Origin of the sequence: Stenotrophomonas riyadhensis (assembly GCF_040256885.1) — a bacterium.
GTDB classification, from domain to species: Bacteria; Pseudomonadota; Gammaproteobacteria; order Xanthomonadales; family Xanthomonadaceae; genus Stenotrophomonas; species Stenotrophomonas riyadhensis.
Window position 1 is genome coordinate 2,044,932 of record NZ_CP155568.1, and the last position, 16,246, is coordinate 2,061,177.

The window sequence follows — 16,246 nt, forward strand, 5'->3', positions numbered from 1 at the left end:
ACAGGAGTATCACGTGCATCGCCTTTCCCTCGTTGTCCGTCTGCTCCTGCTGCTGATCGCAGCCTCCGCCTTCCCGGCAACTGCGGCTCCACTGCAGGCACAGTGGCAGTTCCGCATGCTGCCCGGTGACGCGCAGGGTGCTGCGCATCCGGGTCTTCAGCAATGGCGTGCGGCGAAGGCGCCGGGTAGCGTGCACACCGACCTGCTCGCTCACGGATTGATCCGTGATCCCTATGTCGGTGCACCCGAGGCCGAGCTGCAGTGGATCGGCCTGGCTGACTGGGAATACCGTGCCCGTTTCGACGTGGACGCCACGACGCTGGCCAAGCCGAATGCCGAGCTGCGCTTTGACGGGCTGGATACCTACGCCGAGGTCAGCCTCAACGGCAAGCCGCTGCTGCGCGCGGACAACGCGCACCGCACGTGGCGTGCACGTGTGGACGGGCGCCTGCGCGCGAGCGGCAATGAACTGCAGATCGTGTTCCGCTCACCGATCCGGACCCTGCTGCCGGGCGTGCAGGCGATGCCGCACAAGATCGCCGGCAATTACCCGTCGCCCTATGGCGATGAACCGAAGGACGCGATGGTCGGTAATTTCGCGCGCAAGCCGGCCTACCACTTCGGCTGGGACTGGGGCCCGCGCTATGTCACCGCCGGGGTCTGGCGCGGGGTCGACCTGCAGGCCTGGGACGCGCACCGCCTGGCCGATCTTGCCGTGCGTACCGATGCATTGAGCGCGGAGCAGGCGAAGCTGGCGGTGTTGCTGCAGGTGGAGCAGGGCAGCGCTGCCGGTTCTGCGATGGTCACTGTGGATGTGCAGGATCCGGAAGGCCGCAACGTGACCCAGGTGCAACGCACGGTGTTGCTGAAGCCAGGCCAGAATACGGTTGAGCTGCCGGTTGAGCTGGCCACGCCGCGGCGCTGGTGGCCGGTGGGCCATGGTGCTCAGGATCGCTATACCGTGCAGGCTCGCCTGGATGGTGGCGCCGATGCAACGCTGGTGCGCGAGCAGCGCATCGGCCTGCGCACGGTTGAGCTGCGCCGCGAGGAGGACGGCAAGGGCGGGCAGGGCTTCGCCTTCGTCATCAACGGCGTGCCGATCTTCGCCAAGGGCGCCAACGTCATTCCGTTCGACGCCTTCCCCGCACGCGTCGATGCCGCACGCCTGCGCCAGGTGCTGACCGCCGCGCGCGATGCCAACATGAACATGCTGCGCAACTGGGGCGGTGGCTACTACGAGGACGATGCGTTCTTCGACATTGCCGATGAGCTGGGCCTGCTGGTCTGGCAGGACTTCATGTTCGGTGGTGGCATGCAGCCGGGCTACGATCCGGCCTTCCGTGCCAGCGTGGTGGCCGAGGCGCGCGACAACGTGCGCCGGCTGCGCCATCACCCCAGCATCGTGCTGTGGTGTGGCAACAACGAGGAAGAAACCGCCTGGAAGGACTGGGGCCACGGCCGCGACCTGAAGGCGGCCGACCCGGCGTTTGCAGCGAAGGTGTGGCAGGGCTATGTCGACCTGTTCGGCAATGACCTGCGCCAGGTGGTGGGCGAGGAAGGGCTGGGCGTGCCGTACTGGTCCAGCTCGCCCAGCAATGATCTGGATGAGAAGGCCAACGATTCCACCCGTGGCGACAAGCACTACTGGCAGGTCTGGGGCAATCCGGCGCTGCCGGTGCAGGCCTACCTGCGCGAGACCCCGCGCTTCATGTCCGAGTACGGGCTGCAGGCGTGGCCGTCGGTGGCGACGGTGGACCAGATCGCCACCCGCGCCGAGCAGCGCATCGACAGCCCGGTGATCCGCGCGCACCAGAAATTCATGGCCGGCGAGGGCAACAGCCGCCTGCTGCACTACATCGAACTGGGCTACGGCACGCCGAAGGACTTCGAGGACTTCGTCTACCTCAGCCAGGTGATGCAGGCCGATGGCATCGCACTGGCGGCGCTGCATCATCGCGCCTCGCGGCCGTACACGATGGGCTCGCTGTACTGGCAGCTCAACGACGTCTGGCCAGGTGCTTCATGGTCCAGCGTGGACTACTTCGGTCGCTGGAAGGCGCTGCACTTCGCCGCGCGGCGTTTCTTCGCGCCGGTGGCGGTGGCGGCGTTGCGCGACGAGGGCAGTACGCGGGTGCGCCTGATCAACGACGGTGCCGCGCTGGATGCACGCTGGCGGTTGCGGGTGATGGATGTAGACGGCAAGGTGCTTCGCCGCCGCGAGGAAGCGGTGTCGCTGGCTGCCGCCGGTGTCACCTCGATCGGTGATTTCCGCGACGCCGAATTGCTGGCCGGTGCCGATCCAAAGCGCACGGTGGCCGTGTTCGAACTGCTGCAGAACGGGGCGGTGGGTGCCCGCCAGGTGGTCGGCTTCGTTGAGGCCAAGGATCAGATCCTGCCGCGGCAGAAGCTCAAGGCCAGCCTGTCCATTGAAGGCGACCACTACCGTCTGCGATTGGAAAGCGCGGCCTACATGCGTTCGGCGTGGATCGACTTCGGTGCATTGGACGTGCAGGTGGAAGACAATCTGCTGGATCTGCTGCCGGGTGAAACCCGCGACATCGCAGTGCGTGGCCCGGTGGATCTGGCCGCCCTGCGCGAAGCACTGAAGGTGAAGACCCTCAACGATCGTTGAGGGCGGCACATCCTGCTCTGGTAGGTGCCAACCTTGGTTGGCACGCTTCTGGCGCGGGGCCCCGATCGCCAACCAAGGTTGGCCTCTACCGGAGCCGATGCCCGGTAGCGCCGGGCCATGCCCGGCGAGCGCAGCGGGGCGGCGCTTACAGCTGGATCTGCTGGAAATTCTCGACCCGCTCATGGCCGTTGGCGGCCTGGCCGGTGCGCGGCAGCGGGTAGTCATCCAGGCGATCAATCAGGCGGGTCTGCAGGCCGGCTTCGCGGGCGGCATCCAGTTCTTCCACCACATCCGACAGGAACAGGATCTCGCCGGCCGGCACGCCAATGGCCTGCACGATGCGGCGGTAGCTGTCGGCCTCGCGCTTGCCGCCGACTTCGGTGTCGAACCAGCCCGACACCAGCGGGCTGAGGTCACCGGCGTCGCTGAAGCCGAAGAACAGCTTCTGCGCCGGCACCGAGCCGGAGGAGTACACGTACAGCGGCAGGCCGGAGGCGTGCCAGCCCTTCAGCACCGGCGCCACTTCCGGGTAGAAGTGCGCGGTGTAGTCGCCGCGGCGGTAGCCTTCGTCCCAGATCAGGCCCTGCAGCGCCTTCAGTGCGGTGTGCTTGCGGTCCTGGTCGATCCAGCCCTGCAGCGTCTCGGCCACCAGGCTGTCCTGGCAGGCGCCGCCGATCTCGGTGGCCACCGCATCCAGCCAGCGGCGGACTTCCGGCTGCTGGCCGTGCTCGGCGACGAACGCGGGCAGCGCCTTGCGGGCATAGGGGAACAGCACGTTCTTGACGAACGAGATGCTGCTGGTGGTGCCTTCGATATCGGTCAGGATGACGCGGGGCTGCATGGATCAGGATGCCTGGGTAGGTACGTAACGGGGGAATTTCTGCGCGATGTCGGTGCCGGTGAAGTGCCCGACCCAGCCGTCCGGCTCGGTGAAGAAGCGGATCGCCACGAAGCTGGGCTCATCGCCCATGTCGAACCAGTGGGTGGTGCCGTCGGGCACGGCGATCAGGTCGTCCTTCACGCACTCGATCTCATAGACCTTGTCACCCACGTGCAGGGTGAACAGGCCGGAGCCTGCCACGAAGAAGCGCACCTCGTCTTCCTTGTGGAAGTGTTCGTCGAGGAACTTCCTGCGCAGCTCGGCGCGGTTCGGGTTGTCCGGGGCGATCGAGGCCACGTCCACGCTCTTGAAGCCGCGCTCGGCAACCAGGCGGTCGATGTCGGCGCGGTAAGCGGCGAACACTTCATCCTGGCTGGCGCCCGGTGCGACCGGTGCGGTGGCCTGCCAGCGCTCGAAGGTGACGCCGATCTTCTGCAGCTCGGCAGCGATGATCGCGCCGTCCTGGGTGTCCAGAAGCGGCGATTCGGGGCGGGTGTCGTCGTAGATGCGCAGTCGGCTCATGGCGGCAGCTTGAACGTCTCGGGGGAAGACAGGGTAGCAGGGTGGGGGCAGGGCGCAGATTCCGGATCGGCATCTACACCTGCATGCGGGTTCAGCCGCGCAGCTTGCGCAGCTCCAGCTCGCAATGCAGCAGGAACTCGAAGGCTTCCATGTGCCGGCGCGCTTCGGCCATGTCGCGGCCCCAGGCATACAGGCCGTGGCCGTCGATCAGGTAGCCCCACAGGTTCTGACGGTCGAGCAGGTCATCGACCTGTTTCGAAAGCACGTTCATGTCCTGGGTGTTGGCGAACACCGGCACGTCGATGGCCATCTCGTGGGTGCTGTTGCCGGCGAAGGCTTTCAGCAGCTCGTAGCCTTCCAGGCGGATGTGGCCCTGCGGCGCGTACAGGCGCGAGGCAATGGTCTGCACCGGCGAGTGGGTGTGCAGCACGCAGCCGATTTCCGGGAAGCGGCGGTACAGCTGGGTGTGCAGTAGGGTTTCGGCGGACGGGCGCAGCGGGCGGCCGACGGCCAGGCCGTCGAAGTCCACCACCATGATGTCGTCCTCGATCAGGCGGCCCTTGTCCTTGCCGGAGACGGTGATCGCGGCGTGGCGGTCGTCCAGGCGGTGGGAGAAGTTGCTGCTGGTGGCCGGGGTCCAGCCGGCATGGGCCAGTTCGCGGACGTTGTCGATCAGCAGCTGGGCCAGTTCGCTCAGGCGCGCGGTGTCGTAGGGGAAGGTGGGGGCGTTCATGCGGCCGATTTTACTGGATTCGGCCAACGGCTGAGCCCCTCGTGGCTGGGAGGTGGTTGGTTGGTCACGGAAAGCGGTTCATGGGGGTGGCGGGGCGGGTGGGCCGTGCAGGGGACGCTGCAAGTCCCCCTCCGGGGCCCGGCCCAGCCGCTGGCGGCTGGGCGTTCGGTCACTCGCGAAGCAGTGCTTCGCAGGCAAAGCGCCCTCACCCCTGTAAGCTCGATGGCGCCATCCATGGCGCCAACGCCCTGCACGGCCCACCCGCCCCGCCTCTGACAGGTTCCGGCGTGCGGCCAGCCACGGAGTGAAGAAGGAAAAGCGAAAAGCGGGTCGCTTCGCTGTGCTTGCTCGGAGCGGAGCATGGCTCCGCTCTACAGAAACATTCATTCCGGAACATTCGTTCATGAGAACGTTTCATCCACGCATGGCGTGGATCTACTGGACGTGCCAGGAGACTGTCGGAGGTGGGGCGGGTTGGGTGCGCGGGGGTGTCCGCGGCATGGGCCCGAGGCATGCCTCGGGCGGGTTGGGCAGGAGGCCCAACCCCGGTCTTGCCGTGTGCGCAGGACAGCGCACGCGAGCAAGCCGCGGCCAAGCCCCCAGGGACGGGTTCACGGCGTCCCCCGCGCACCCAACCCGTCCCGCCAAACCCTCAGCCCAGCTGTTGCCGTTGCCGTTGCTCCGGCTTCAAAGGCGGGTGCAGGGCCGCAGGCCCTGCAATGCAAGAACCTCACTTACCCCGCAGGCGGCTGTGCTTGAAGCCATAGCAGAAATAGATCACGAAACCGACGAACGTCCACACCCCCATCAGCATCCAGTTGTGCATCGTCATTGCCGACAGCAGAGCAAGGCAACTCAGCACGCCCAGGCTGCAGATCAGCCACGCCATCGGCATGCGGAACGGACGCGGCAGGTCCGGCTGGGTGCGGCGCAGGATCAGCACGCCCGCGCACACTGCCGCAAACGCGATCAGCGTGCCCATCGAGGTCAGCTCGCCGAGGATATCCAGAGGGAACAGCGCCGCCAGCAGCGCGATGCCGATGCCGGTGATCACCGTGTTGATATGCGGGGTGCGGTACTTCGGGTGGATCTTGGTGAACACTGGCGGCAGCAGGCCGTCGCGGCCCATGATCATGAAGATGCGCGGCTGGCCGATGATCATCACCAGCACCACCGAAGACAGGCCGACCAGCGCGCCGACCTCGACCACCCAGCGCAGCCAGCCCAACTGCGGATGCGCGGCCACCGCGGTCACCACCGGCTCGTCGGTACCCAACAGCTGGTAAGGCACCAGGCCGGTCATCACCGCGGCCATCGCGATGTACAGCACGGTGCAGATCACCAGCGACAGCATCATGCCGAACGGCATGTCGCGCTGCGGGTTCTTCGATTCCTGCGCCGCCACCGATACCGCCTCGAAGCCGATGTAGGCGAAGAACACCATCGCCGCGCCACGCAGCACGCCTTCCATGCCGTACTTGCCAGGGCCTTCGTTGGCGGGAATGAACGGGGTCCAGTTGCTGGTGTCCACGTACTTCCAGCCGACCACGATGACCAGCAGGATCAGGCCGGTCTTCAGCACGACCATCGCCATGTTCATCGCCGAGGACTTGCTGATGCCGACGTAGCACAGCCAGGTCAGCAGCAGTACCAGCGCGGCGGCCGGCAGGTTGGCGATCGCGCCGGTGGGGCGCAGCTGTGCATCGAGTGGGGCACTGACCAGCGCCGCCGGTAGATGGATGTCGAACTGGCTGAGCAGGCTGAGGAAATAGCCGGTCCAGCTGACCGCGACCGCCGAGGCGGAGACGCCGTATTCGAGCACCAGCATCCAGCCGATGAACCAGGCCGAGAGCTCGCCGAAGGTGGCGTAGGTGTAGGTGTAGGCGCTGCCGGAGACCGGCACCATCGAGGCGAACTCGGCATAGGCCAGTGCGCAGAAGGCGCAACAGATGGCGGCCAGTACGAAGGACAGCATGATGGCCGGGCCGGCGTGGTTGGCGGCGGCCTGGCCGGTGATGACGAAGATGCCGCCGCCGATCACCGCGCCGATGCCGAGGGCGGTCAGGCCCCAGGGGCCGAGGTGGCGGCGCAGGCTCAGGCCGTTGGCGTCTTCATGGGCGGCATGCGGGTGCTTGGTGGCCCACAGTTGCTTGAACATGTGTGGTGGTCTTGTCGAAGCGCGCCACGGGCGGCGCGCGGGGAAAACGGACGGGCCGGCGCGAGGCCGGCCCGTAGGCGGATCAGGGCGACTTGGCCAGCTTGCTGTTGCGGATGCCGTAGCCCAGGTAGATCAGCAGACCGAGCAGCGTCCAGCCGACGAACAGGTGCCAGTGCACCACGAACGCCTGCCAGAACAGGAACAGGCAGGTCGCCGCGCCGAGCGGGCAGATGATCCACACCGCCGGCACGCGGAACGGGCGGTGGATCTCCGGCTTGGTATAGCGCAGCACCAGCACGCCGATGCAGACCGTGGCGAAGGCCAGCAGGGTGCCCATCGACACCAGTTCGCCCAGCACGTTCAGCGGCACCAGGCCGGCCAGTGCGGCGGCGATCACGCCGACCACGATGGTGGCGACGTACGGGGTGCGGAAGCGGGCGTGGACCTTGCCGAAGAATTTCGGCAGCAGGCCGTCGCGGGAGATGGTGTAGGCGATGCGGGTCTGGCCCATCATCATCACCAGCACCACCGAGGACAGGCCGGCGATGGCGCCGATCTCGACCAGGGTCTTCAGCCACGACAGGGTCGGGTAGGGTTCCAGCGCGGTGGCCACCGGCTTGTCGGTGCCCAGCAGGTGGTACGGCATCATGCCGGTCAGCACCGCGCAGACGATGATGTAGACGATGGTGCACACCGCCAGCGAGCCAAGCAGGCCGATCGGCATGTTGCGCTGCGGGTCCTTGGTTTCGCCGGCGGCGGTGGAGACCGCATCGAAGCCGATGTAGGCGAAGAACACGATGGTGGCCGCACGGAACACGCCGCTCCAGCCGAACTCACCCGGCACACCGGTGTTTTCCGGGATGAACGGCTGCCAGTTGGCCGGGTCGATGTGGGCTGCGCCGATGCCGATGAACAGGCAGATGACGGTGACCTTGATCGCCACGATGATCGCGTTGACGAAGGCCGACTGGGTCACGCCCACGTACAGCAGGCCGGACACCGCCGCCACGATCAGTACTGCCGGCAGGTTGAACAGCTTGCCCGAGGCGATGAACTCGCTGCCGGTCCAGGCGATCGGGGCTGCGCTGAGCGCATCCGGGAACGGCATGTGCAGGGTGGTGGTGATGAAGCTGATCAGGTACGCCGACCAGCCCACCGCGACCGACGCCGAGGCGAACAGGTATTCCAGCACCAGGCACCAGCCGATGAACCAGGCCATGCCTTCGCCGAGGGTGGCGTAGGAGTAGGAGTAGGCGCTGCCGGAGACCGGCATCATCGCCGCGAACTCGGCGTAGCACAGGCCCGCCAGGGCGCAGGCGAAGCCGGCGATCACGAACGACAGCATCACCGCCGGGCCGGCGTGGTTGGCCGCAGCCTGGCCGGTCAGCACGAAGATGCCTGCGCCGATCACCGCACCCACGCCAAGCAGGATGAGGTGTTTAGCCGTGAGGGTCCGTTTCAACGTGGCTTCGCCGTCCAGGCTGCCTTCGATGGGTTCGCCAGCATCGACGTGCCCGGCCGGTTCAACCGGCTTGACCCTCAACAGAGCTTTCAGCATGCAGTACTTCCTAGTGATCGGATTGGGTGGGCCGCCGATACGTTGCCGGCAACCCTGGAATGGTGAAGGCCGCGCGAACGGCCCGCTGTACCTTAGCCAAAGCTGAAGCCAACGCACAAGCGCAATCGCAACAATGAACGGCGATAATGAGCAGTATTTTTCCAAACGCCGCCCATTCATGAGCCAGACCGCCGAAACCCTTGCCGTGCTTGACGATCGCCTGCGTGGCCTGCTGCGGGACTATGCCCGCCGCGAGCCTGCCCACGACGCACTGGCTGCCGAATTCGGCACATTGTTGGATGATCCGGATGATCCGGAAGATCCGTTCCGCCGCGAGCGCCTGGCCGGCCACTTCACCGCCAGCTGCTGGCTGGTCAGTGCCGATGGTCAGCGCCTGCTGCTGACCCATCACCGCAAGCTGCAGCGCTGGCTGCAGCTGGGCGGTCACGCCGACGGCGACCGCGACCTGGCCCAGGTGGCACTGAAGGAAGCCGAGGAGGAATCGGGACTGAGCGGCCTGGTGTTGGAAGACCCGGCCATCTTCGATCTGGACAAGCACTGGATTCCGGAGCGCAAGGACGTACCGGGGCACTGGCACTACGACGTGCGTTTCGTGATCCGGGCGCTGGGTGGCGAGGCCTTCGTGCTCAGCGAGGAGTCGCTGGAACTGGCCTGGCGGCCGGTGACCGAGGTCGCGGCCGACCCGGAATCGGACGAATCGATGCAGCGCATGGCCCGCCGGTGGCTGGCGCGCTAGCAGCCTGTAGAGCCGAGCCCATGCTCGGCTCAATGCGGGCCGGAACCGCAGCCGAGCATGGGCTCGGCTCTACAAATGCATGGCGGGATCCGCGTCAATAGTCAATACAGGATGCGCGTGCGCAGCGTGCCCGGAATCGCGGCCAGCTCGTCGCGCACGGCGGCGGCCTGTTCCTCGCTGGCGGTGATGTCGATCACCACGTAGCCCACCTTCGGGTCGGTGCGCAGGAACTGGCCGTCGATGTTGACGTTGTGGCGCGAGAAGATCTCGTTGACCTTGGACAGCACGCCCGGCACGTTCTGGTGGATGTGCAGCAGGCGCAGGCTGTCGGCGTGCTCGGGCAGGGTTACTTCCGGGAAGTTGACCGCCGACAGGGTGCTGCCGTTGTCGCTGTAGCGCACCAGCTTGGCCGCCACTTCCACGCCGATGTTGTCCTGCGCCTCCAGCGTGCTGCCGCCCACGTGCGGGGTCAGGATCACGTTGTCGTGGCGGGTCAGCGGCGATTCGAAGATATCGCCATTGCCCTTCGGTTCGACCGGGAACACGTCCAGCGCGGCGCCGCCGACGTGGGCGCTGGCCAGGGCCGCGTCCAGCGCATCGATGTCGACCACGGTGCCGCGCGCGGCGTTGATCAGGTGCGCGCCCTTGCGCATCTTCGCCAGCTCGGTGCTGCCGATCATCCACTGCGTGGACGGGGTCTCCGGCACGTGCAGGGTGACGATGTCGGCGCGCGCCAGCAGGTCGTCCAGGCTGGCCGCCGCACGGGCATTGCCCAGTGCCAGCTTGGTTTCCACGTCGTGGAAGATCACCTGCATGCCCAGCGATTCGGCCAGCACGCCGACCTGGGTGCCGATGTGACCATAGCCGATGATGCCCAGCGTCTTGCCGCGCACTTCATGGCTGCCGCTGGCCGACTTCGACCAGCCGCCGCGATGGCATTCGGCATTCTTCTGAGGGATGCCACGGGTCAGCATGATCGCTTCGGCGATGACCAGCTCGGCCACGCTTCGGGTGTTGGAATAGGGCGCGTTGAACACCGGGATGCCGGCCAGCTCGGCCGCGTCCAGGTCGACCTGGTTGGTGCCGATGCAGAAGCAGCCCACCGCGATCAGGCGCTTGGCCTCGGCCAGCACTTCGGCGCTGAGCTGGGTGCGCGAACGGATGCCGACGATGTGCGCCTCGGCGATGCGTGCCTTCAGTTCGTCCTCGGGCAGTGCCTTGGTGTGCGCTTCGATCTGGCTGTAGCCGGCGGCGCTGAATACCTCCACGGCGGTCTGGCTGACCCCCTCCAGCAACAGCACGCGGATATCCTGCTTCGGGAACGAGGTCTTCTTCGGCGACATGGGGCGACACGGCCAGTGGGACAGGGGCTGACCACTATGCCAGATCGCAGCGACCATGGTGCAGTGCGCAATTGGTTGCATCCGTAGCTATCTGCACGGCTGCGGGGCTGGACGCTGGCGCGCGCCACTGGCACGCTTGCCCGTTCTTCACGCACCGCGCTGGACCGTCATGACCGATTCCCGCATTGCCTCGCTGCAGCAGGCCTGTCCCGGCCTGAAGCTGAAGACCGACCCGTCCGACCTGGAGCATTACGGGCGCGACTGGACCCGGCGCTGGACGCCGGCGCCGCTGGCGATCGCACTGCCGGCAACGGTCGAGGAGGTACAAGCGGTGATGCGCTGGAGCGCAGGCGAGGGCGTGGCCGTGGTGCCGTCCGGTGGCCGCACCGGCCTCTCGGGTGGTGCGGTGGCCGCCAACGGCGAGCTGGTGCTCAGCCTGGAACGGATGAACAAGGCGCTGGCCTACGACGCGGTCGATCGCACCCTGGTGGTGCAGGCCGGCATGCCGCTGGAAGCCGTGCACAATGCCGCGCTGGACCATGGCCTGATCTACCCGGTGGATTTCGCCGCGCGCGGGTCCTGCTCGATCGGCGGCAACATCGCCACCAATGCCGGTGGCATCCGCGTGATCCGTTACGGCAACACCCGCGAGTGGATCGCGGGGCTGAAGGTGGTCACGGCTGATGGCGAGTTGCTGGAGCTCAACAAGGGCCTGATCAAGAATTCCAGCGGCTACGACTTCCGCCAGCTGCTGATTGGCTCGGAGGGCACGCTGGGCGTGATCGTCGAAGCCACGGTGAAGCTGACCGATCCGCCGCCGGCCAGCAACGTGATGCTGCTGGCCGTACCCAGCTTCGAGGTGCTGATGCAGGTATTCGCCGCGTTCCGCGCGCGCCTGCAGCTGCAGGCCTTCGAATTCTTCACCGACCGGGCGCTGGAGCACGTGCTGGCGCATGGCGCGCAGGCACCGTTCGACGAGGTGCATCCGTACTACGTGGTCACCGAGTTCGCCGCCGGCGACGAGGCCCAGGAAGCGGCGGCGATGGCCGCGTTCGAGGACTGCATGGGCAATGGCTGGGTCAGTGACGGCGTGATCAGTGCCAGCGATGCCCAGGCCGCCCAGCTGTGGCGCCTGCGCGAAGGCATCACCGAATCGCTGGCGCGCTACACGCCCTACAAGAATGACGTCTCGGTGCGGATCTCGGCGATGCCGGCGTTCCTGGCCGAGACCCAGGCGCTGATCGGGCAGGCCTACCCGCACTTCGACGTGGTGTGGTTCGGCCATATCGGCGATGGCAACCTGCACATCAACGTGCTCAAGCCGGACGACACCAGCGACGCCGATTTCGTGGCGCAGTGCGAGCAGGTGACCAAGCTGCTGGCGCAGGTGCTGGCGCGCTTCGATGGCAGCATCTCGGCCGAGCACGGCATCGGCCTGGTCAAGAAGGGCTACCTGGACAGCACCCGCGGCCCGGCCGAGATCGCGCTGATGAAGGCGGTCAAACGCGCGTTCGATCCCCAAGCGCGGCTGAATCCCGGCAAGCTGTTCGACGTTTGAGTCGGGCAAATCCTTCACGCACCCGTTACGCTCCACGCTTCCTAACAACCGGCTTCGAACCGATGACCCGTCCGCTTCTGCTGCTTGCCCTGCTGTCCCTGCCGCTGGCCGGCTTCGCTTCCAGCTTCGCTGGCACCTCGGCCGGCTCGGCCACCGGTGCGTCCTCCGGTTCGTCGGGCAGCAGCTCGGGCGATGACAAGGTGGTACTGGCTGCGCGCGACGATGCCGCCGCGTTCGTCGCCAGCGACGGCCAGATCCGTGGCGCCCGCCTGCAGGCCGCGCTGGTCCACCTGCGCGAGCAGAGCACCGCCGCACAGCAGCAGAGCGACCTGGAACTGGCCCGCGCGCTGCTGGCGCGTTGATCAGGGCTGCATGACCTCGGCGTCATCGCTTTCTGTAGAGCCGAGCCATGCTCGGCTGAACGCCCAGCGCACGCGGATCGCAACAGCAGCCGAGCATGGCTCGGCTCTACAGTGGTTTGGGCGGTGGAACGCAGCCACGCACGGCGTGGCGCTACTGCTGATCGCCCACGTCGCGCACGCGGCTGATCGCCTGCAGCTTGATCCGTCCGGTCTCGATCCGGCGCAGCAGCAGCTCGCCAGCCAGACCCTGGCCGACGTGCAGTCACTGCTGCCGGAGGGCCTGCTGCGCGCTTTGCCGGCTCAGGTGCAGGTGCGCTGGAGTGATGACCTTCCTGCCAAGGTGCACGGCCGCACGTTCGGTGGCCGCATCACCTTGCGCCGCGATCTGCTGGATGACGGCATGCCTGGCGCCCGGCGTGCGCGACGCAGCGCGCTGGTGCACGAGCTGACCCACGTTGCAGACCGTGGTGGTGCTGACTGGTCGCAGAGCATGCGTTGGCGTGACCTCGCGGGCTGGCAGCGCAAGCCCTGGCATCTCGGCCGTGGCGACAACGACTTCCATGACCGCAGTCCGGATGCCTATGAGCTGAAGGACCCGGCCGAGTACCTGGCAGTGAACGCCGAGCATTTCGTGCTCGATGGCGAGTTCGCCTGCCGGCGCCCCGCGTTGGCGCAGTGGTACCAGGCCCACTTCGGAACACCGCCGTCGCTGCCACAGCCGCAGTGCGCTACGACGCTGCCCTTGCTCCAGGCCGAATCGGAAGAAGGCGCTGCATCGTTGCTGCACCTCGACCCGGCGCGCGTCTACGCGGTGGACTACCTGTTCGCCGAAGGCAGTGCGCAGCCGATGAGTCGCTGGGGCCACAGCATGCTGCGGCTGGTGATCTGCAAGCCGGGGCGCGCACCTGGGCCGGATTGTCGCCTGGACCTGGAGTACCACCGCGTGCTGTCGTTCCGCGCCTTCGTTGGTGACGTGCAGATATCCAACTGGCGCGGGCTGACCGGTGGCTATCCGTCGCGCTTGTTCGTGCTGCCGTTGCAGCAGGTGGTGGACGAGTACACCAAGGTCGAGCTGCGCGGATTGCAGTCGCTGCCGTTGCAGCTGGAACGCAGCGAGATCGCCAGCCTGCTCGAGCGTACCGCACAGGTGCACTGGAGTTATGACGGGCGCTATTACTTCGTCAGCAACAACTGCGCGGTGGAAACCGCCAAGCTGCTGCAGGCCGGTGTGCCGCGGCTGGGCGAGGCCGGGCTGGCCCAGCTGAGTCCGCGCGGCCTGAAGCGGCGACTGGTGCGGCTGGGCGTGCTCGACGAGGGGGTACTGACGGACCGCGACGCAGCGCAGGCGCAGGGTTACTACTTCGCTTCGGCGCGCGACCACTACCAGCAGTTGTTCGGCGTGGCCGCAGCCCAGCTGGCATTGCCCGCACGCGATGTGCGCGGCTGGTTGAAGCTGCCTGCACGGCAACGGGCGCCGTGGCTGCTGAAGGGGGACCTGCGTGCCAGTGCCGGCCTGTTGCTGCTGGAACAGGCCGCGCAGCGGCGCGCCGAGCTGCGCGCACGCGATGTGCTCAAGCGGCAGCTGCTGGCCGCACCGGACAGCGCTGAAACGCGCAGCCTGCGGGGGTTGCTGGAGCAGAGTGGGCAGTGGCTGCGCCCGGGGACGCTGCTGCACGACGGCGGCTATGGATTGCCGCTCGGCGACGAGCAGGCGCTGCTGTACGAGGCCGTGGCCACCGCCAGTGCGCAGGCGGTCCCGGCGTGGCAGGCGCTGCGCGTACAGCTGCGTCAGCAGCTGCCGGTGAAGCAGCGCGACGAAATGGATGCGATCGACGCCAATCTGGCCGCACTCGGTGCACATCTGCGCACGCAGGCAGCCCGTCCGGTTATTGACGCGGCAGTTCGATGACGAAGCGGCTTCCGCCGGTACTGCCCGGGATGCAGTAGACGCGGCCACCGTGCGCATCGGCAATGGCCTTGACCACCGCCAGGCCGAGCCCGCTACCGCCGCCCTGGCGCGAACGCGAACCGTCGGCACGCATGAACGGGGTGAAGATGTCCGCGTGCAGTTCCGGGTCGATGCCCGGGCCCTCGTCTTCGATTGCCACCTGCACGTGGCCGGGCGTGTCATGCACCGCAATCCGCACCTTGCCCGGACTGGCATAGCGTCGCGCGTTCTCCAGCAGCGCCAGCAATGCCTGCCGCAGGCGGGTCGGGTCGCAGTGCGCGTTGTGCTCCTCGCGGCTGGTTTCCAGCTCCAGCACAAAGCCTGCAGCGCGGAACTGCGGGTCGACCAGGGTCATCACCGAATGCACCTCGGCCACCACGTCGGTGCGTGCGCGGCGCACGTCCAGTCGCGCATTGTCGGACAGGCTCAGCACGCGCAGGTCCTCGATCAGGCGGGACAGCCCTTCGACCTGGGCCAGCAGGCTGCGGAACTGGGATTCGTCGGGCTGGAACACGCCCTCGGCCAGTCCCTGCAGGCGGCCGCGCAGGATGGTCACCGGCGTGCGCAGCTCATGGGCGATGGCCGCATGCCACATCGAACGCTCGCTCTCCATGTGCTGCAGGCGGCGCGCCATCGCATTGAAGTCTTCGACCAGGGTGGCCACTTCGCCCGGTGAGTTCTCTTCGACGCTGGCGCGCGCACCCAGGTCGCCGCCGGCAAGCGCGCGTACGCTGTCGACCAGCGAATTCAGCGGCGACAGGATGCGGTGCGCCAGGCGGAACGAGGCGGCGATGGCCAGCGCCAGCCCGGTCAGGATCACCCCGACCATCCACGCCAGTTCCGGCCCGGTCGGCAGCCAGCTCTCCGGTTCTTCGGCGCTGCCGGGGAAGAACTCGACCAGCACCGCGTACAGCAGCCACGACGACAGGATCATCATCACGATGACGCCGATCACCATCAGCGACATCGAAACGATGATGTGCCGGCTGAGCCCGGAGCGGCGCAGAGGGGCCATCAGCGGTCCGCCATCAACCGGTAACCGACACCGCGTACGCTGGCGGGCACATTGAGCATGCCCACTTCGTCCAGCTTGCGGCGCAGCTTGCTGACATGGCTGTCAACGGTGCGTTCCAGTGCTTCGCTTTCCGGCAGGCATTCGTGCATCAGCTCACTGCGGCTGAAGATGCGCGTCGGCGCCAGCGCCATGCAGTGCAGCAGCTTGAATTCGGTGAGGGTGAGCAGGACTTCGTGGCTGTAGCCTTCACCCTCCACGTGCACGGCGTGGGTGGCCGAGTCGATCAGCAGCGGGCCGACGCGCAGCGCGCTGGGTGCATCCACGCGCGAGGCGCGCAGCGTACGCCGCAGCACCGCGCGCACGCGCGCCGCCACTTCGGCCGGATTGAACGGTTTGACCACGTAGTCGTCGGCGCCCATGCGCAGTGCGGTCAGCTTGTCCAGGTCCTGGTCCAGCGCGGTCAGCATGATCACCGGCGTTTCGCCGCGCTGGCGCAGCTGGGTCAGCACGCTCCAGCCATCCAGGCGCGGCAGCTGCACGTCGAGCAGGACCAGGTCGGGGCGGGCGCTGCGGTGCAGGTCCAGGGCGCTGTGGCCGTCGGCGGCGCGCAGCGTGCGCAGTCCTTCACGTTCCAGATAGGCGGTGAGAATATCGGCGATCTCGGCCTCATCCTCGACGATCAGGACGAGGGCGGCGAGGGCAGGGGAGGCATGCATGCAGGGGCGGGGCCTTAAGGTGCTTGCCTCCATCGTATCTCCACAGTTCCTCCATCGAAACCCC

Annotated in this window: 13 protein-coding genes; 5 read left to right on the top strand and 8 right to left on the bottom strand. The window is 67.2% G+C overall.

Going from position 1 to position 16,246, the window contains the following annotated elements:
• Nucleotides 1-13: 13 nt before the first annotated feature.
• Entirely contained in the window at nucleotides 14-2,632 is a 2,619-nt protein-coding gene (locus SriyCCGPB3_RS09710) for a beta-mannosidase (RefSeq protein WP_350260230.1), read from the top strand.
• Between the two features lie 145 nt (nucleotides 2,633-2,777).
• Here the strand turns inward: SriyCCGPB3_RS09710 and mtnC are convergent, their stop codons facing one another.
• The 5 genes from mtnC to SriyCCGPB3_RS09735 form a co-directional block, all read right to left on the bottom strand.
• Nucleotides 2,778-3,473 (bottom strand): acireductone synthase, encoded by a 696-nt coding sequence (mtnC, locus tag SriyCCGPB3_RS09715; RefSeq protein ID WP_043397315.1) that lies wholly within the window; start codon nucleotides 3,471-3,473, stop codon nucleotides 2,778-2,780.
• Between the two features lie 3 nt (nucleotides 3,474-3,476).
• On the bottom strand, nucleotides 3,477-4,034 hold the full coding sequence (locus SriyCCGPB3_RS09720) for a 1,2-dihydroxy-3-keto-5-methylthiopentene dioxygenase (protein WP_153854912.1): 558 nt from the start codon (nucleotides 4,032-4,034) through the stop codon (nucleotides 3,477-3,479).
• 91 nt (nucleotides 4,035-4,125) lie between these two features.
• A complete protein-coding gene (locus SriyCCGPB3_RS09725) occupies nucleotides 4,126-4,767 on the bottom strand; it encodes a methylthioribulose 1-phosphate dehydratase (protein WP_153854911.1) in 642 nt (213 codons plus the stop codon).
• Nucleotides 4,768-5,497: 730 nt separating this feature from the next.
• On the bottom strand, nucleotides 5,498-6,925 hold the full coding sequence (locus SriyCCGPB3_RS09730) for an amino acid permease (RefSeq protein WP_153854910.1): 1,428 nt from the start codon (nucleotides 6,923-6,925) through the stop codon (nucleotides 5,498-5,500).
• A gap of 82 nt (nucleotides 6,926-7,007) precedes the next feature.
• Nucleotides 7,008-8,483, bottom strand: coding sequence for an amino acid permease (locus tag SriyCCGPB3_RS09735; RefSeq protein WP_135967987.1), 1,476 nt, complete (start codon nucleotides 8,481-8,483; stop codon nucleotides 7,008-7,010).
• Between the two features lie 133 nt (nucleotides 8,484-8,616).
• Between SriyCCGPB3_RS09735 and SriyCCGPB3_RS09740 the strand changes: the two genes are divergently transcribed.
• Nucleotides 8,617-9,240, top strand: a complete 624-nt coding sequence (locus SriyCCGPB3_RS09740; protein WP_180855120.1) for an NUDIX hydrolase — start codon at nucleotides 8,617-8,619, stop codon at nucleotides 9,238-9,240.
• Between the two features lie 101 nt (nucleotides 9,241-9,341).
• Here SriyCCGPB3_RS09740 and serA read toward each other — a convergent pair whose 3' ends face one another.
• Nucleotides 9,342-10,583, bottom strand: a complete 1,242-nt coding sequence (gene serA / locus SriyCCGPB3_RS09745) for a phosphoglycerate dehydrogenase (RefSeq protein ID WP_153854909.1) — start codon at nucleotides 10,581-10,583, stop codon at nucleotides 9,342-9,344.
• A 169-nt stretch (nucleotides 10,584-10,752) separates the two neighbouring features.
• Here serA and SriyCCGPB3_RS09750 point away from each other — a divergent pair, with 169 nt between their 5' ends.
• The 3 genes from SriyCCGPB3_RS09750 (at nucleotide 10,753) to SriyCCGPB3_RS09760 (ending at nucleotide 14,412) form a co-directional block, all read left to right on the top strand.
• Nucleotides 10,753-12,141, top strand: coding sequence for an FAD-binding oxidoreductase (locus tag SriyCCGPB3_RS09750; protein ID WP_153854908.1), 1,389 nt, complete (start codon nucleotides 10,753-10,755; stop codon nucleotides 12,139-12,141).
• A 62-nt stretch (nucleotides 12,142-12,203) separates the two neighbouring features.
• Nucleotides 12,204-12,503: a DUF2388 domain-containing protein gene (locus tag SriyCCGPB3_RS09755; RefSeq protein WP_014037036.1), complete on the top strand. Its 300-nt coding sequence runs from the start codon at nucleotides 12,204-12,206 to the stop codon at nucleotides 12,501-12,503.
• Nucleotides 12,504-12,513: 10 nt separating this feature from the next.
• Nucleotides 12,514-14,412: a DUF4105 domain-containing protein gene (locus tag SriyCCGPB3_RS09760; protein ID WP_433963290.1), complete on the top strand. Its 1,899-nt coding sequence runs from the start codon at nucleotides 12,514-12,516 to the stop codon at nucleotides 14,410-14,412.
• Here SriyCCGPB3_RS09760 and SriyCCGPB3_RS09765 read toward each other — a convergent pair.
• Both SriyCCGPB3_RS09765 and SriyCCGPB3_RS09770 read right to left on the bottom strand, forming a co-directional pair.
• On the bottom strand, nucleotides 14,390-15,466 hold the full coding sequence (locus SriyCCGPB3_RS09765) for an ATP-binding protein (protein WP_110712152.1): 1,077 nt from the start codon (nucleotides 15,464-15,466) through the stop codon (nucleotides 14,390-14,392). The genes SriyCCGPB3_RS09760 and SriyCCGPB3_RS09765 overlap by 23 nt on opposite strands.
• Nucleotides 15,466-16,182: a response regulator gene (locus tag SriyCCGPB3_RS09770; RefSeq protein ID WP_180847781.1), complete on the bottom strand. Its 717-nt coding sequence runs from the start codon at nucleotides 16,180-16,182 to the stop codon at nucleotides 15,466-15,468. Before SriyCCGPB3_RS09770 ends, SriyCCGPB3_RS09765 begins: the two co-directional genes overlap by 1 nt.
• Nucleotides 16,183-16,246 lie beyond the last annotated feature (64 nt).

Excerpts from the sequence above, each read along its gene's own strand:
- mtnC (WP_043397315.1), bottom strand. The coding sequence starts at position 3,473 with ATGCAGCCCCGCGTCATCCTGACCGATATCGAAGGCACCACCAGCAGC.
- serA (WP_153854909.1), bottom strand. The coding sequence starts at position 10,583 with ATGTCGCCGAAGAAGACCTCGTTCCCGAAGCAGGATATCCGCGTGCTG.
- SriyCCGPB3_RS09730 (WP_153854910.1), bottom strand. The coding sequence starts at position 6,925 with ATGTTCAAGCAACTGTGGGCCACCAAGCACCCGCATGCCGCCCATGAA.
- SriyCCGPB3_RS09725 (WP_153854911.1), bottom strand. The coding sequence starts at position 4,767 with ATGAACGCCCCCACCTTCCCCTACGACACCGCGCGCCTGAGCGAACTG.
- SriyCCGPB3_RS09735 (WP_135967987.1), bottom strand. The coding sequence starts at position 8,483 with ATGCTGAAAGCTCTGTTGAGGGTCAAGCCGGTTGAACCGGCCGGGCAC.
- SriyCCGPB3_RS09770 (WP_180847781.1), bottom strand. The coding sequence starts at position 16,182 with ATGCATGCCTCCCCTGCCCTCGCCGCCCTCGTCCTGATCGTCGAGGAT.
- SriyCCGPB3_RS09720 (WP_153854912.1), bottom strand. The coding sequence starts at position 4,034 with ATGAGCCGACTGCGCATCTACGACGACACCCGCCCCGAATCGCCGCTT.
- SriyCCGPB3_RS09760 (WP_433963290.1), top strand. The coding sequence starts at position 12,514 with ATGACCTCGGCGTCATCGCTTTCTGTAGAGCCGAGCCATGCTCGGCTG.
- SriyCCGPB3_RS09765 (WP_110712152.1), bottom strand. The coding sequence starts at position 15,466 with ATGGCCCCTCTGCGCCGCTCCGGGCTCAGCCGGCACATCATCGTTTCG.
- SriyCCGPB3_RS09750 (WP_153854908.1), top strand. The coding sequence starts at position 10,753 with ATGACCGATTCCCGCATTGCCTCGCTGCAGCAGGCCTGTCCCGGCCTG.
- SriyCCGPB3_RS09740 (WP_180855120.1), top strand. The coding sequence starts at position 8,617 with ATGAACGGCGATAATGAGCAGTATTTTTCCAAACGCCGCCCATTCATG.
- SriyCCGPB3_RS09755 (WP_014037036.1), top strand. The coding sequence starts at position 12,204 with ATGACCCGTCCGCTTCTGCTGCTTGCCCTGCTGTCCCTGCCGCTGGCC.